The 15378-nt window shown below is 73.7% G+C and carries 7 protein-coding genes and 1 pseudogene; 6 read left to right on the forward strand and 2 right to left on the reverse strand.

Annotated elements, in window-relative coordinates:
- The first annotated feature begins 93 nt into the window (after window positions 1-93).
- From C6W10_RS07895 to C6W10_RS07905, 3 genes and pseudogenes are all read left to right on the forward strand, one after another.
- Window positions 94-855 carry an FkbM family methyltransferase gene (locus tag C6W10_RS07895; protein WP_107257495.1) on the forward strand — a complete coding sequence of 254 codons (762 nt, stop codon included), beginning with the start codon at window positions 94-96 and terminating at the stop codon, window positions 853-855.
- Complete coding sequence (locus C6W10_RS07900; RefSeq protein WP_107257496.1) at window positions 852-2855, forward strand: hypothetical protein; 2004 nt, start codon at window positions 852-854, stop codon at window positions 2853-2855. Before C6W10_RS07895 ends, C6W10_RS07900 begins: the two co-directional genes overlap by 4 nt.
- Before the next feature lie 3 nt (window positions 2856-2858).
- Window positions 2859-4532 (forward strand): annotated as a pseudogene (locus C6W10_RS07905) (hypothetical protein); the annotation flags it as partial.
- Window positions 4533-4719: 187 nt separating this feature from the next.
- On the opposite strand, the gene C6W10_RS07910 reads toward C6W10_RS07905, so the two are convergent.
- Window positions 4720-5895, reverse strand: a complete 1176-nt coding sequence (locus C6W10_RS07910; RefSeq protein ID WP_107257497.1) for a glycosyltransferase family 4 protein — start codon at window positions 5893-5895, stop codon at window positions 4720-4722.
- Window positions 5896-5995: 100 nt separating this feature from the next.
- On the opposite strand from C6W10_RS07910, the gene C6W10_RS07915 reads away from it, so the two are divergent.
- The 3 genes from C6W10_RS07915 (at window position 5996) to C6W10_RS07925 (ending at window position 13957) form a co-directional block, all read left to right on the forward strand.
- Window positions 5996-7702 (forward strand): substrate-binding domain-containing protein, encoded by a 1707-nt coding sequence (locus C6W10_RS07915; protein ID WP_107257498.1) that lies wholly within the window; start codon window positions 5996-5998, stop codon window positions 7700-7702.
- The gene (locus tag C6W10_RS07920) at window positions 7699-12762 is read left to right on the forward strand and encodes an alpha-(1->3)-arabinofuranosyltransferase family protein (protein WP_107263749.1); all 5064 of its coding nucleotides are present in this window, start codon (window positions 7699-7701) and stop codon (window positions 12760-12762) included. The genes C6W10_RS07915 and C6W10_RS07920 overlap by 4 nt, the downstream gene beginning before the upstream one ends.
- A gap of 106 nt (window positions 12763-12868) precedes the next feature.
- Entirely contained in the window at window positions 12869-13957 is a 1089-nt protein-coding gene (locus tag C6W10_RS07925) for a DUF3068 domain-containing protein (RefSeq protein ID WP_107257499.1), read from the forward strand.
- A 266-nt stretch (window positions 13958-14223) separates the two neighbouring features.
- Here C6W10_RS07925 and nagA read toward each other — a convergent pair whose 3' ends face one another.
- The gene (gene nagA, locus C6W10_RS07930; RefSeq protein WP_107257500.1) at window positions 14224-15345 is read right to left on the reverse strand and encodes an N-acetylglucosamine-6-phosphate deacetylase; all 1122 of its coding nucleotides are present in this window, start codon (window positions 15343-15345) and stop codon (window positions 14224-14226) included.
- Window positions 15346-15378 lie beyond the last annotated feature (33 nt).

Here is a 15378-nt window from a genome sequence, read left to right on the forward strand (position 1 = left end):
CCGGCGCGGAAATCGTCCGCTGGTCAGTGCAGGTTACTGGTGAGGAAACCTCGGGTCTACCCACCCGTAGGAAAGGGTCTAAGGTTCCACACCATGGCCAGCACGCTGTCCACGGAACTGAGTTCGCGGTTAGCCGGCAGGCTCCCGGCCCGTGCCGTCGGCGCCACCGTTCGGCTCGCCTATCCCCGGGTCGAACCAGAACTCGCCCGGCTCTCCTCCTACCTGCCGCGCGGCGGCACCGCCGTGGACGTCGGCGCCTGGTACGGGCCGTGGACGCGGGGGCTGCGGCGGCTGGCCGACCGGGTCGTGGCGGTGGAGCCGGCCGCCGAACTGGCCCGGTCGGTGGCCGCCGCCTACCCGGACGTACGGGTCGTCGAGGCGGTCGCCTCCGACCGGTCCGGCACGGCGGAGCTGTTCGTTCCCGCCGGTGGTCCCGGCATCGGCACCTCGTCCGTGGAGCACGGCGACGGCCCGTCGGTCACGGTCGAACGGATCACGGTGGACGGCCTCGGCCTCACCGACGTGCGGTTCGTCAAGCTCGACGTCGAGGGCCACGAGTTGCCGGCGCTACGCGGCGCCGAGCGCACCATCCGACGGGACGGTCCGCTGCTGCTCATCGAACTCGAGGAACGGATCCAGCCGATCGACCCGGTGCTGGCGCTGCTCGACGGATGGGGCTACCAGCCGTACGTCATGCCGGACGACCGCTGGGTGCCGCTGGCCGACTTCGACCTGGTCGGGCACCAGCGGGCGGCGGTCCGCCGGGTGACGCAGAGTCTCGCCCGACGGATCATCGACCCACGGCCCCGCTACGTCAACATGGTCCTGTTCCGTCGGGCGGAGCCGAGCCGATGACGGAGCCGGGCAGCACGGCCGCGTCGAGCGGTGCGGCCGCGCCGAACACCACCGTTGCCAAGGCCGTCGACCCGGTCCACCTCGCCGCCGTCGTGCTGATCACCGCGAGCGTGCTCTGGCGGGCTTCGATCACCACGCGCGGCTACCTCACCAGCGACGACTTTCCGATCATCGGTCAGGCCGACGCCGGTGGCCTGAGTCCGGAGCACCTCTTCGGGCTCTACAACAACCACTTCATGCCGGCCGCCCGGCTGCTCACCTGGGCAACCCACCGGCTGACCGAGTACGAGTACTGGCCGTACGCCACGCTCATGCTGATCGGTCAGGTGGCCGTCAGCATCGCCTTCTACCGACTGCTGCGCCTCCTGCTCCCGGCGGGCTGGGCGATGCTGCTGCCGCTCTGCCTGTTCGTGTTCAACCCGCTGACGCTGGAGGACAGCGCGTGGTGGGCGGTGGCGATCAACCTGCTGCCGATGCAGTTGGCCATGATCGTGGCCGTCGGGGCCCAGGTGCGTTACCTCCGTACCCGCCGGCCCCGCCACCTGGTCACGCTCGGCGCCTCGGTCGTCGTCGCCCTGCTCTTCTTCGAGAAGGCACTGCTGGTGGTCGCGGCGGTCTTCCTGTTGACGCTCTGCCTCTACGCACCGGGCGGGCCGCTGCGGGCGGTGCTGACGACGATCCGCCGCTGGTGGCCCGCCTGGCTGGTGCTCGGCGGGATCTCCGTGGTGTACCTGGCCGGGTACCTGTCGATGTCGGCCTCGACGCTGCGCGAGCCGGTCTCGGCGGCCGAGGTGAGCACGTTCCTTCAGCAGTTCTACGGGCAGTCCCTCCCCACCGGCCTGGTGGGCGGCCCATGGACCTGGCTCGACGCCTCGGACGGTCCCGCCGTCGTCGCCCTGACCCCGACCGCCCAGGTGGTCTCGTGGGTGATCGTGGCGGCGTTCGTCGGATGCACGCTGTGGCTGCGCCGCGCGGTGGCGGTCCGGGCGTGGACCCTGCTGCTGCTCTACTCCGCGCTGGGCGCCGGCCTGATCGGCGCCACCCGGCTCGGGTCCGGGTTCAGTGGTGTGGCCGGCCTGGTGCCGCGATACTTCGGCGACGTGCTGCTGGTCGCGGCGCTCTGCGTCGGCGTGGCGCTCTGCGGCCTGCGCCGAACGGAGCCTGCCGAAGCCGTGCAGCCTGCCGAAGGCACTCAGCCTGCCGAAGCCGTGGCGCGTGCCGAAGCCACGCAGCCTGCCGAAGCCGTGGAGCGTGCCGAAGCCACGCAGCCTGCCGAAGCGGTGCAGCCGGCCAGAGCCGTGCAGCCGGCCGAGGCCACCGAGCCGGCACCCATCCGCAGGCACCCGCAGGCATTCGCCACCGCGCTCGCTGTCGGCCTGGTCCTGCTGGTCGGCAGCAGCGTCTACAGCGGCGTCGACTTCGGCACCGACTGGCAGTCCAAGGCCGGGCGTGACTATCTCAACACGGCCCGCGCCGACCTGGCCGCCGCCGAGCCCGGAACCGTGTTCATGGACCAGCCGGTGCCCGAGATCGTCGTCCCCGGGCTGGCCCACCCGTGGAACCTCCAGTCGCGATTCTTCGCGCCGCTCGACGAAGAACCCGTCTTCGTCACCAAGGCCCGGAGGCTGTGGGTCTTCGACGCATCCGGCCGCGTCCGCCCGGCCTGGGTCAAGGGGGTCAAGGCGGCACCCGGGCCGGCGCCGGGCTGCGGCTACCAGGTCACCGGCGGCCGACCGGCGCGGATCCCCCTGGCCGGCACGGTGGTCGACTACTGGCAGGCGGTGCGGATCGCCTACATCAGCGACCGGGACACCACCGCCATGTTCCAACTCGGCGACAGCGAGGTGGTGCCGTTCGAGGTACACCGCGGGCTCAACGCGATGTTCCTGCTCGTGTCGGGCGGCGGCAATGCGGTCCAGTTGACGGTGGCCGACCCGGCGGCCTCGTTCTGCACCGACGAGATCGAGATCGGCGCGCTGGTGCCACAGCCGGTCGGGTAGCCGGTGCGCCGCCGGCTGATCTCGCGCGCCGTGCCGCACGCCGTCGCGGCGGCGATCACCGCCGTGGTACTCGCCCCGCTGGCCCTGCCCGGCTACGTGCTGCGCTACGACATGGTCTTCGTACCACGCCAGCCGATGAGCTGGGAGATGGTCGCGCCGGCCGACGCCCTGCCGCGCGCCGTGCCGCTGGACGCGCTGGTGTCGGCCGCCAACCTCGTCGCGCCGGGCTGGTTGGTGCAGCGGGTCGCGCTGGTCGCGATCGTCTACCTGGCGGCGCTCGGGATGGCCCGGCTGATGCCGACCGGGCGGACGCTCACCCGAGTGGCCGGCGCGTTCGCCTACGCCTGGACGCCGTACCTCGCCGAGCGGCTGCTGCTCGGGCAGTGGGGCCTGCTGCTCGCGTACGCGGCCCTGCCCTGGCTGGTCGCCGCCGTTCGGGACGTACGCACCGGTCGGCCCGGCGGGCTGGCCCGCCTGGCGCTGGCGGCGGCGCCGGCCGCGGTGACCCCGACCGGCGGCGTGATCGCGCTGGGCACCGTGGCGGTGCTGCTGCCCGGTGGCTTCGCCGGCTGGCGCCGGGCCACCGCCGCCGCCCTCGGCGTGGTCGCCGCACTCAACGCGCCCTGGCTCGTCGCGGCCGCGACGAGCGCCGCCGACGGCCGGTCTGACCCGGAGGGCGTCGCCGCGTTCGCCGCGCGGTCCGAGAACTGGGGCGGCTCGTGGACCGCGCTGGCCGGCACCGGCGGCATCTGGAACGCGCAGACGGTTCCCGTCAGCCGGGCCTCGCCGCTCGTGCCGGTCGCGACCCTGGTGCTGCTCGCGGTGGCCCTGCTCGGGCTGCGAGAACTGCGTCGGCGGTGGCCGGGCGGGGCCGGCCGGCTGGGGCTGCTCGCCGCCGGCGCGTTCCTGCTCGCCGCGGCGGGCACCGGGCCCGGCGCGCCGGTCCTGGAACGGCTCGTCGGCACGGTTCCCGGCGCCGGGCTGCTGCGCGACGGTCAGAAGTTCCTGATCCCGTACGCGCTCCTGCTGGCGGTGGGGGTGGCCCTCGGCGTCGAGGTGCTGGCCGGCCGGCTGGCTCGCCGCCTCGACGCCGCAGCGGGCCGGGTCGTGCTGGTCGCGGCCGCGCTGCTGCCGGTGGCAATCCTGCCCGACCTGGCCTTCGGTGCCGCCGGGCAGCTCCGGCCGGTGATCTACCCGGCCGACTGGGACGCGGTGGCGGCCCGGGTCGCCGACACCCCCGGCGAGGTGCTCTCGCTGCCGTTCGAGGGCTACCAGCGGTACGACTGGGCCCGCGGCATCGTGGTCCGCGACCCGGCGCCGCGCTACCTGGACGCGCCGGTACTGATGAACGACGCGCTGCGGGTCGGCGACGTGACGGTCGACGGCGAGAATCCCCGGGCGGCGCGGGTCCGCGCCGTTCTCGACGCCGACGGCCCGCTCGCCGGGCTGGGGATCCGGTGGGTGCTGATCCGGCGCGAACCCGGCGTCGAGTGGCCCGCGACCGCCCTCGCCGGCCTGCGTCCGGTGCACACCGGCCCGCACCTCCAACTGTGGGAGAACCCGGCTGCCGTCCCGCCACCGCCCGCCGCCGGACGTTGGCCCGTGGCCGCCGCGCACCTGCTCGCCGCGGCGGTCGTGGTTCTCGCTCTCCTGGCGCTACTGCTCAATCGGCGTAGATCGTGGTATGGTCCGCGCACTTGCGAACCCGGGGAGGTAGAGCCATGGCCAAGCTGGCCACGTTCGCCGTCGCTGCCGTCCTCGGCGCGGCACTGGGATTCATCAGCCTCCTCGCGACGGTCGGAGCGGTGAGTCCGTCCGCCGACCACGTCGCCGAGGAGACCGCCGACACCGCTGTCAGCAACGTCTACGGCACCCGCTGATCCGCTAGCTCCGACGTGGCTGCCGGCAACTGCCCGGCAACCACCTCCGCGAATGCCGCCCCCGACACCGACCAGGTGAAGCGGCGCGCATAGGCCACCGCCGCCGTGCCCATCTCCGCGCGCCGGTCCGGATCCAACAGCAACGCCCGGACCGCGTGAAAGAACTGGGCCTCGTCGTTCACCAGGATGCCGGTCTGCCCGTCGGCCATCGCCTCTGCGACGCCGCCAGCGGCGCGGAACGCGACGGACGGAGTGCCCCGGGCGCCGGCCTCCACGATCGTCAGCCCCCAACCCTCCTTGAGCGACGGCAGCAGCGACACCCACGAGCGGCACAGCAGCTCGTGCTTCTGACTCTCGGGGACAAAGCCGGTGAACCGGACGCGCTCGGTGATGTCGAGGTCGGCGGCGAGCTGCCGCAGCGGCTCGTTCCACCAGCCCTGACCGGCGACCACCAGCTCCAGCCCTGGCAGCTCCGCCGCGAGCAGCGCGGTGGCGCGCAGCGCCAGCTCCACCCGCTTGTGCGGAACGAGCCGGCCGAGCACCACCAGGCTCGGGTGGGCGGTCCGCGGCACCGGCGGGCCGACGACGTCCGGCGTTCCGTTGTGGATGACCGCGACGCGGCCCGGGTCCACCCCGAGCCCGGCCAGTTCCCGGCGGGTCGACTCGGACACGGTGACGTACCGGCAGGTCCGGTAGACCCGTACCGCCAGCCGGGACTCGATCCACCAGCCGATCCGGGCCACCCGGGGGCCGAAGACCACCGGCCACTGCTCACGGTGCACATGGTGGACCAGCACGATGACCGGGCGGCGGGCGTAGACCCGGCTGAGGAACGGCATGCCGTTGCACACGTCGACGATCACGTCCGGCCGGCCGAGCCGCCGCCGGGCGAGCGGGCCGATGCCGATGGTGCCCGCCAGGTAGATCAGGGCCGCGTACAGGTAGACCGTGTGGCGGCCACCGCGGCGTAGGATGTGGGCCCCCTCGGCCATCGCCTCCAACGCGGGGCCGTTCTCGTGCGACTGGCAGAACAGGGTCACCCGGTAACCGCGCGCGGCCAGCTCGGCTGCGACCCGTTCGAGGAAGACCTCCGAACCGCCGCCCTCTGGATGGCGGGTGTCCCGCCAGCTCAGGAAGAGGACGTGCGGACCGGAGGTCATGGCCTACTCATCCACCCCTACTAGCGAGTACGGTTCGCGGTTGGGTCACACTAGGGCGCTCTGCAGACATCCGCAACGGTGACGTCACTGAGGAGGACGCGTGGCGAACGGCGGCCTGCGGACCCGGCCGGAGTTCTGGCCGGTCCTGCTACTGAGCGGCGCGCTGGTCGCGGTGCTCGGTGGTTGGGGTGCGAGCACATATCTGGAGCGGACCCGGCAGGAACCGCCCTGCACGAAACGGACCACCCTCCGGATCGCGGTGGCACCGAGCGTCGAGCCGCCCGCCCGACAGGTCGCGCGCGACCTGGTCGCCCGGGAACGCTGTCTCGACGTCCTGGTGCAGCCACGCGAGTCCGCGGACGTGCTGCGCGACCTCACGACGCGGGCGGCCGACGCTGCCGTACCCGGCACACCGACGAACCCGCCGCCCAGCACGGCCACGGCGACGGCCACCGCTCCCCCCGACGCCTGGTTGCCGGAGTCGACCCTGTGGCTGCGCCGGGCGCGCGCCGCCGGGGCCTTCCAGGTGCCGGCCGAGGGCGTCTCCGTGGCGAGTACCCCGGTCGTGCTGTCGCTCGACGTGCGGTCGCACGCGCGGCTCAGCCGCGACCGTACCCTCGGCTGGGCCACGCTGGTCGCCGCCGAACGACCACCGCTGCCCGTCGCGCTGCCCGACCCGACGGCCAGCCCGCTCGGCTTCGGCGCGCTGGTGGCCGCCCGGGCGCTCGCCGACACCGCCCAACCGTCCGCCGGCGCGGCGGCGATCATGCGTCGACTGGCGGCCCGTACCGTGCCGTTCCCCGGTGCGCCCCCCGTGCCCACCGGCCCCGGTGCGGCCGAATCCGCTGTCGTCAGCACGGAGCAGGACGTCCTGCTGGCCGCCGTCGAGGGCGGCACGCGCCAGGTCGCCGTCTACCCGCCTCGGCCCGTGCCCGGCCCGGACTACCCGTACGCGATCCTCACCGCCGGTGCGGCCCGCGAGGGCGCCGCCGCCTTCCTGCGCGGGATGCTCGCCGCCGAGGGTGCGGCGGCGGTGACCGGCCACGGCCTGCGTACCCCGAGCGGCGGGCCGCCGGCCGGCATCACCGCAGGCAACGGGATCCGCACCGGGACGTACCCGCCGGTGCCCCTGCCCGCCGAGGCGGACGCGACCGCGCTGATCAACGCGTGGGGCGGGGTGCACATCAGCGCCCGGATGCTGGCGGTCCTGGACATCTCCGGTTCGATGGCCGCACGGATGCCGGGTTCGGCGGAGACCCGGATCTCCGCCACGATCAAGGCCGCCCAGGACGGTGCGGAACTGCTTCTCGGCACCACCGAACTCGGCGTCTGGGAGTTCTCCACCAACCTGGACGGCGAGCGTGACTACCGCGAGGTGATACCGGTGGGTCCGGTCGGCCCGCGCCGCGCGGAGATCGCGAAGGCGCTCGACCGGGTACGCGTCAAGCCGAACGGCGCGACCGGGCTCTACGACACGACTCTCGCCGCGTACCGCGACGCGACCCGGAACTGGACCGCCGGGCGGATCAACATGGTGCTGGTCCTGACCGACGGCAAGGACGACAACGCGAGCGGGATCAGCCGCGCGAAGCTGCTGGACGAGCTGGCCAGGCTGCGCGACAAGCGCCGTCCCCTGCCGATCCTGTTCATCGGCGTCGGCCCGCAGATCGATCCGGACGAACTCCGACAGATCGCCCGCGCCACGGGCGGCCGGGTCGCACTGACCCCGCGACCGTCCGGCATCCAGCAGATCTTCTTCTCCGCGCTGGCCGAGTTCAGCTGCCTGCCGCCGAAGTGCCGCCGATGACGGCCAGCACGCGGGACCGCGTCTCCCGGCCGACCCCGGCCCGACCGGCAGACGCGACCGGCGGGGCCGATCCGGTGGGCCGTCGCCGGCGGCGTCTCGCGACCTCGGCGGGCGCGCTCCTCCTCGTGGTGCTCGCCGTGGTGCAGCGCCCCGGCCGGACCACCTTCGACACCAAGCTGGACCTGGCCGTCGACCCGATCGGGTTCATGGCCCGGGCGCTGCACCTGTGGAACCCGGAGGCGGCCTCGGGGGAGCTGCAGCAGCAGGCGTACGGCTACCTGTTCCCGATGGGCCCGTTCTTCGCCGCCGGTGACCTGCTCGGCCTGCCCCCGTGGGTGACCCAGCGAGCCTGGAGCGCGCTCCTGCTCTGCGCCGGGTACCTCGGCGTGGTGCTGCTCGCCCGGGCGCTGCGGATCGGTACGGAGCCCGGGCGGCTGCTGGCCGGGCTGGCCTACGCGCTCGCACCCCGGATGCTGACCGAGATCGGCCCCCTCTCCGCGGAGATGCTGCCGGTGGTCGCGCTGCCATGGGTGTTGCTGCCGTTGGTGGCGGTGCGCCGCATCGGCTCGGCCCGGCGTGCGGCGGCCCTCTCCGGGCTGGCCGTGCTCTTCATGGGCGGAATCAACGCCGCCGCCACCGTGATGGCGCTGGTGCTGCCCGTCCTCTGGCTGGCGACCCGGCGCTGGGACCGGCACCTGGCGGTGCTCGGCGCCTGGTGGTGCGTCTTCGTGGCGGGCGCGACCCTCTGGTGGGTGGTGCCGCTGCTGCTCTTCGGGCAGTACAGCCTGCCGTTCCTGGACTACATCGAGTCGTCTGTGACGACCACTGCGGTGACCTCGCTCTTCCAGGCCGTACGCGGCACCAACCAGTGGGTCGGCTACATCGTCCAGGGCGAACCGTGGTGGCCGGCCGGCTGGATGCTCGTCGACAACCCCGTACTGATGGTCACGACCGCGCTGGTCGCGTTGGTCGGCCTGGTCGGGCTCGCGCTGCGCGGCCTGCCCGAGCGCCGGTTCCTCGTCCTCGGCGTGCTGACCGGGCTGACCCTGCTGACCGTCGGCTACCTCGGCACCCTGGACAGCCCATTCGCCCCGTTCGTCCGCGACCTGCTCGACGGGCCACTCGCGCCCCTGCGCAACGTGCACAAGTTCGAGCCGGTGCTGCGGCTGCCGCTGCTGCTCGGCCTCGCGCACGCGGCCAGCCGCCGGATCGCCCGACCCCGGGTACGGATCCCGGTGGCGCCGGTCGTGGCGGCCCTGCTGATCGTCGCGTCCGCGCCCGCCTGGTTGCTCATGCTGCGGCCGGGTCCGGGCTGGACGGACCTGCCCGGGCACTGGCGGCAGGCGGCCGACTGGCTCGCCGCCCAGGATTCCCGGGCGCGCACGCTGGTCGTCCCCGGATCAGGGTTCGCGCAGCACACCTGGGGCCGGACGGTCGACGAGCCGATCCAGCCGCTGGCCGGCGCCCCCTGGGCGACCCGACACCAGATCCCGCTCGGCTCCGAGGGCAACATCCGGGTGATGGACACCGTCGAGGCGGTCCTCGCGCAGGGCCGTGGCTCACCGGCGCTCGCCGACTTCCTCGCCCGCTCCGGCTACCGCTACCTGCTGGTCCGGCACGACATCGACCGGGCGGCCAGCGGCGCCCCGCCGGTCGCGGTCATCCGGCAGGCGATCGCGAACTCCCCCGGGCTGCGGCGGGCCGCGTCGTTCGGTCCGACGGTGGGCGTCGACGATCCGCAACGCAGTCCCGTCGACGCGGCCGAGTCCGTACCGGTGATCGAGATCTTCGCCGTTGACCGTGCGGTCCCCACCGTGTCAGCGTCGGCCCGCGCCGACGTGCCGGTGGTCAGCGGCGGGCCGGAGTCGCTGCTCGGGGTGCTCGAGCAGGGGCTGCTCGACCCCCGGCAGCCGGTCCTGCTGACCGGCGACGCGGAGTCCGCCGACGCGACCGGCCCGCGGATCGTCACCGACGGGCTGCGTCGACGCGAGCTGAACGTGGGCCGGATGCGCGACAACGTCAGCCACACCCTGACCGCCGACGAGGCGACCCGGCAGGGACGGCTCCGCAGCGACCTGCTGCCGTTCGCCCCCGCCGGGCATCAGACCGTTGCCGCGTACGAGGGCATCCGCTCGGTGGACGCGTCCAGCGGCGCCAGCTTCGCCGACTCGCTCGGCGGCACCGAGCCGTCCTACCTGCCGTTCGCGGCGCTCGACGGCGACCCCACCACCGCCTGGCGTTCCGACCCGTTCGAACCCGCCCCGGGCCAGTGGCTGGAGGTCACCCTGGACACGCCGCGCCGGGTCACCGAGGTGACCGTGGACTTCTCCGACGACCTGCGGGCGGCGCTCCCGGTCGGGCTGGTGCGGGTCGGCACCGACCAGGGCGAGGTCGACCGGGCGGTGCCGGACACCCCCGGGCCACACCGACTCGAGACGCTCCCCGGCCTGACCACGACCGTACGGGTGACGGTGCTCGCCCTTCGCCAGGGCTACAGCGGCGGCCCGGTGGCACTGCGCGAACTCGGCGTTCCGGGGCTGACGGCCCACCGTGCCCTGCGCGCGCCGGCCGACCTGAGCGGGGGGCCGGCACCGGCGTACGCGTTCGGCCGTGCCCCGCAGGAGCGCGGCGCCTGCTTCACCGGCTCGGACGGCCTCCGCTGCGACCAGTTCCTGGCCCGCTCGGGCGAGGAACCGCTGGGCGTGGACCGGTTCTTCGCCACACCGGTGCCAGCGAGGTACTCGCTGGGCCTGACCGCGCGACCGCGCATGAACGGGTCGATGCCGGTGCGGCGCCCGGTGACCGCGTCGGCCTCGTCGGTGCTCGCCGGGGACGTCTCGGTCGGCGCAGGCGCGGCGGTGGACGGCGATCCGGCCACGGCATGGCTCGCGGAGCCGGTCGACGAAAGGCCGACGCTGCGCCTGCGCTGGAACGAGCGTCGGACGATCGACCGGCTGCGACTGGTCGCGCCGACGGCGCCGGTCTCCGCCGTGCCCCGGCAGGTCGTGCTGCGTACCGGGAGCGGTGCGACCAGCGCGCCGGTCGGCGCGGACGGCTGGATCCGCTTCCCGAGGTCGACGACCGACCGACTGGACGTCACGGTGAGCGGGTTCGACGGCGCGGTGGCCGACTCCCGAGGCAGCGCGTGGCCGGCACCGGTCGGCGTCGCCGAGGTCGAGGTTCCCGGGCTGGCCGACCTCCTGGCGCCGGCCGATGCCGACCCACCGGTGTCGGTGCCGTGCGGCGACGGGCCGACGGTGACGCTCGACGGCGTCGGGTACCCGACGTCGGTCTCCGGCACCCTCGCCGACCTGCGCGCCGGCCGGTCGCTCGCGGTGACCGTCTGCGACGACTTCGCCAGCGAATGGGTGCAGCTCCCCGCCGGCGAGCACCGCCTGCGTACGGCCCCGTCGGCCGAGTTCGTCGTGGACTCGGCGGCGCTCGTGCCGGCCGGGGCCGGCCCGGCGGCGCCCACCCGGTCCCGCGACGTGCGGGTCGACAGGTGGAAGGCCACCGAACGGACGGTCACGATCGGCGCGGGCGAGGCGGCGCTGCTCGTCGTACCGGAGAACTTCAACGCCGGCTGGACCGCCACACTGGGCGGAGAGCGGCTGCGGGCCGAACGCGTCGATGGCTGGCAGCAGGCGTTCGAGGTGCCGGCCGGTGCCGGTGGCACCGTGACGCTGAGCTTCGCCCCGGACCGGCCCTACCGGGTCGGGCTGGCGGCGGGCGCCGCCGCCGTGCTCCTCGTCGGACTCGCCGCGCTTCCGGTGGCCCGACGCCGCCGACCGGCCGACGGCCCGGCGACGGAACTCTCGTCGGGTGTCGGTGGCTGGTGGATCGTGGTGCCGCTGGTGGCGCTCGCGGTCGCCCTCGGCGGTGCGGCCGCGACCGCGCTGCTGCTCGCCGCCATGCTGGTACGCCTGCTGCGCCCGGGTGCACTGCCGGGGATAGCCCTGGTCGCCGGTACCGGCGGCATCGTGGCGGCCGTCCTCGGCCGCATGCTGGGGCACGGGCAGGAGTGGGTGCACGGTGCCGTCGTGCAGACGGCGATGCTCACGGCGGTGTGCGCCGTCGCGGCGACCGTGGCGCCGACCGCCAGCCGCCCGTCCAGGTCCGACACCGGCTCCGACACCGGCTCCGACACCGACACCGACACCGAACTGCGGCCGGAGCCCGGGCCGTCGCCGGCCCCGGAGCAGCCGGAGCCGGACCCGGAGCAGCCGGAGCAGCCGGAGCCGTCGCCGAAGCAGCCGGACGAGCGGCCGAAGCAGCCGGACGAGCGGCCGGAGCGGCCGGGCGAGCAGCGGCACCGGGCGACGCTCGGTCGGTCGATCGCGCTGTTCCGGGGGTTCCTGCACGAACAGTCCGACCCCGACCGGTTCTACTCGTTGCTCGCCGACGACTCCGTGCGCCAGCTCAAGTCCTATGTGGATCTGGCTGGAGCGCGGGTCCTCGACGTGGGTGGCGGCCCCGGCTACTTCGCCACCGAATTCCGCAGGGCCGGCGCGGCGTACCTCGGGCTGGACCCGGCCGTCGGTGACTTCGCCGCGGCCGGTGCCGCCGTGTCGGGCATGGTACGGGGCAGCGGGACCGCGCTGCCCGTACGGTCCGGCGGGGTGGCGGTCTGCTATTCGTCCAATGTGCTGGAACACGTCGCCGCGCCCGAGGCGATGCTGGACGAGATGGTCCGGGTGACCCGGGCCGGCGGCACCGTTTTCGTGTCGTTCACCCCGTGGCTGTCCCCGTGGGGCGGCCACGAGACGTCGCCGTGGCACTTCCTGGGTGGCGAGCGGGCCCGACGGCGCTACCTGCGCCGTAACGGCCGGGAGCCGAAGAACCGGGTCGGGCACACCCTCTTCCCGGTCAGCGCCGCGCGGGCGATGCGGTGGGCCAGGGCGGCCCGGCGCGCCGGCCTGATCGAGATCGTCGACGTGCTGCCCCGGTACCACCCGGGGTGGGCGCGCTGGGTGGCCCGAGTCCCGGTGTTGCGGGAGACGTTCAGCTGGAATTTCACCATCGTGCTGCGCAAGACGGCAAAACCCGACGATCGGGAGTAGGAACAAGCCGCGCAGGGGTCGCATCCGGATGTGACTCGGTAGTAACCTCTGGCAGCCGGCAAGCAGTCCGCCTGCCGAATATCCGTTCCTGAATCGTGGAGGCACTATGAGGTCCCGCGTCATCGGCGCGGCGCTGTTCGGCGTCGGTGTTCTCGCGTTGGTCTTCGCTGGCGGTCTCGCGTTCGTCGTGGCACCCCAGGTGGACCGTCTGCCGTACGACCTGGAACGCACCCAGTCCGTCGCCGAAGCGCCCAACGCCCGATTCCTGCAGATCACCGAGGGTAAGGCGGAGGTGAACCAGGGCACCCTCCGTTCGACCATCACCGTGCAGCCGGACGCCAAGGAGACCGCGAAACTGGAGGGCCCGCTCGACGGCGACGCCGTGGTGTGGCTGGTCGGCCAGGAGGTCATCCGCACCGACACCAAGGCCCTGATCAGCGCCTACAGTACGTCGCTGGCACTCGATCGGAAGACCGGCGCCGCCCGGCCGTGGAACAAGCAGTGGCTCGACACCGGCAACAACCGGCAGAGCGTCAGCTACTCGGGCCAGATCTACAAGTTCCCGTTCGGCACCGAGAAGAAGACGTACGACATCTTCGACCGGGACATCAACGCCTCCCAGCCGGCGCGCTTCGTCAAGACCGAGGAGATCAAGGGGCTGGAGACGTACCAGTTCACCCAGGAGATCCGCGACGCGACGCAGGAGCTGCCGGCCGACCGCCTCCAGCTGCTGGCGAGTCAGTTGCTGCCCGGCGCCACCACCAGCCAGGTCCGCTACAGCAACACCCGCTCCGTCTGGGTGGAGCCGACCACCGGCCAGTTCATCAAGGTGCAGGAGGCGCAGCGCAAGAGCCTCGTCGGCAACAACGGGCAGGAGGCGGTCATCCTCGACGCGGTCTTCACCTACACCGACGACACGATCGCGCGCAGCGCCGAGGCGGCCGGCTCCAACCGGCAGCTGCTCCAGATGGTCAAGCTGTGGGGCCCGCTCGCGCTCCTGGTCATCGGCCTGGCCCTGGTGATCGTCGGGCTCCTCAAGGCACTGCGCCGTCCCCGCGCGGCGGCGGTCGGCGACACCGTCCCCGAGCCCCGCTCCGGTCGCCACGCCGCCGACAAGGTGTCGACCGGGGCCGGCAAGCCGGAACGTGCGGCGCCGTCGGCCGATCGTGGCCGGCAACAGAACTCCGACGGGTAGCACGCCGGTGCCCTGAGGTGCCGTCCCGACCGGGACGGCACCTCAGGGGGCAAGCTTCTGAGCGGGCCATCGCGCCACCCTCGCCGCACGGCATGCACGGCATGCACGGCATGCACGGCATGCACGGCATGCGCGACCGCGGGCGGGTGGTCGGCCGCGGAGGAAGTCCTTCGCAGCGGTCCCTCGGCGCCCCGGCCGGGGGCTCCGCGGCAGTCGGTGCGGTGTCGATGCCCCCGCACCTCGCAGGCAGCGAGGCAAGCAGCGAGCTACTCGACCCACTCGCCGCCGCGCATCACCTGGACGACGTTCAGGTCGTCGTCCAGCACCACCAGGTCGGCCCGCCAGCCGGGCAGCAGCGCACCCCGCCGGTCGCCGAGCCCGATCGCCCGGGCCGGGGTGGTCGCGGCCATCCGGCAGGCGTCCACCATCGGGATGCCGGCCGCCACCGCCGCGCGCAGCGCCGCGTCCATGGTCAGCACGCTGCCGGCGATCGCCCCCGGCGAGGAGTCGGCGGTGGCCAGCCGGACGGTACCCTCGGCCACCACCACCGGCTGGCCGCCGAGCTCGTACTCGCCGTCGGGCATCCCGGCCGCCGCCATCGCGTCGGTGATCAGGGCGGCCCGGTCCGCGCCGGCTACCCCGGCGGCGAACGCCAGGGTGCCCTGGTGCAGGTGTACGCCGTCGGCGACCAGCTCGCAGACCACGTTGGGGGAGCCGAGCAGCGCGAAGACCGGTCCCGGCTCCCGGTGGTGTGCGCTGGGCATGCCGTTGAAGAGATGCGTCGCCACGGTCGCCCCGGCGATCACCCCGGCACCGGTCTGCTCGTACGTGGCGTCGGTGTGCCCGATCGCCGCGACGACCCGGCGGGAGACGAGCAGCTCGATCGCGGCCAGCGCGCCGGGAAGCTCGGGGGCGATGGTGACCATCCGGACCGTACCGTCGCCGAGGGCGAGCAGCTCGGTCAGCTCGTCCAGGGAGGGGTCGCGGAGGAACTTCGGGTTCTGCGCCCCGCAACGCACCCCGGACAGATAGGGCCCCTCGTAGTGCACACCGGCCAGTACGCCCTCCTTGACCAGCGGGGCGAACGCCTCGGTGGCGTCCCGCATCAGCTCGTACGGCGAGCTGACCAGGCTGGCCAGGATGCTGGTGGTGCCGTGCGAGAGGTGGAATCCGGCGGCGGCCCGGGCCTCGTCGGCGTCCCCGGTGGTGAAGGTGTGCCCGCCGCCCCCGTGGCTGTGCATGTCCACGAAGCCGGGCACGATCCAGTGCCCGTCCCGGATCGACGGATATTCGGCGACCGCCGAGATCCGCTCGCCGTCCAGCTCCACACAGCCCTGCCGGATCACGCCGGTCGGGGTTACCACCTTGCCACTGACCCGGACGGTCATGTCGTCTCCTCGCTGTGCTGGTCGTCGCCATGA

The sequence above is a fragment of the Plantactinospora sp. BB1 genome (assembly GCF_003030385.1).
Taxonomy (GTDB): domain Bacteria; phylum Actinomycetota; class Actinomycetes; order Mycobacteriales; family Micromonosporaceae; genus Plantactinospora.

Coding starts and splice junctions, on each gene's coding strand:
- C6W10_RS07895 (WP_107257495.1), top strand. CDS start 94: ATGGCCAGCACGCTGTCCACGGAACTGAGTTCGCGGTTAGCCGGCAGG.
- C6W10_RS07900 (WP_107257496.1), top strand. CDS start 852: ATGACGGAGCCGGGCAGCACGGCCGCGTCGAGCGGTGCGGCCGCGCCG.
- C6W10_RS07910 (WP_107257497.1), bottom strand. CDS start 5,895: ATGACCTCCGGTCCGCACGTCCTCTTCCTGAGCTGGCGGGACACCCGC.
- C6W10_RS07920 (WP_107263749.1), top strand. CDS start 7,699: ATGACGGCCAGCACGCGGGACCGCGTCTCCCGGCCGACCCCGGCCCGA.
- C6W10_RS07925 (WP_107257499.1), top strand. CDS start 12,869: ATGAGGTCCCGCGTCATCGGCGCGGCGCTGTTCGGCGTCGGTGTTCTC.
- nagA (WP_107257500.1), bottom strand. CDS start 15,345: ATGACCGTCCGGGTCAGTGGCAAGGTGGTAACCCCGACCGGCGTGATC.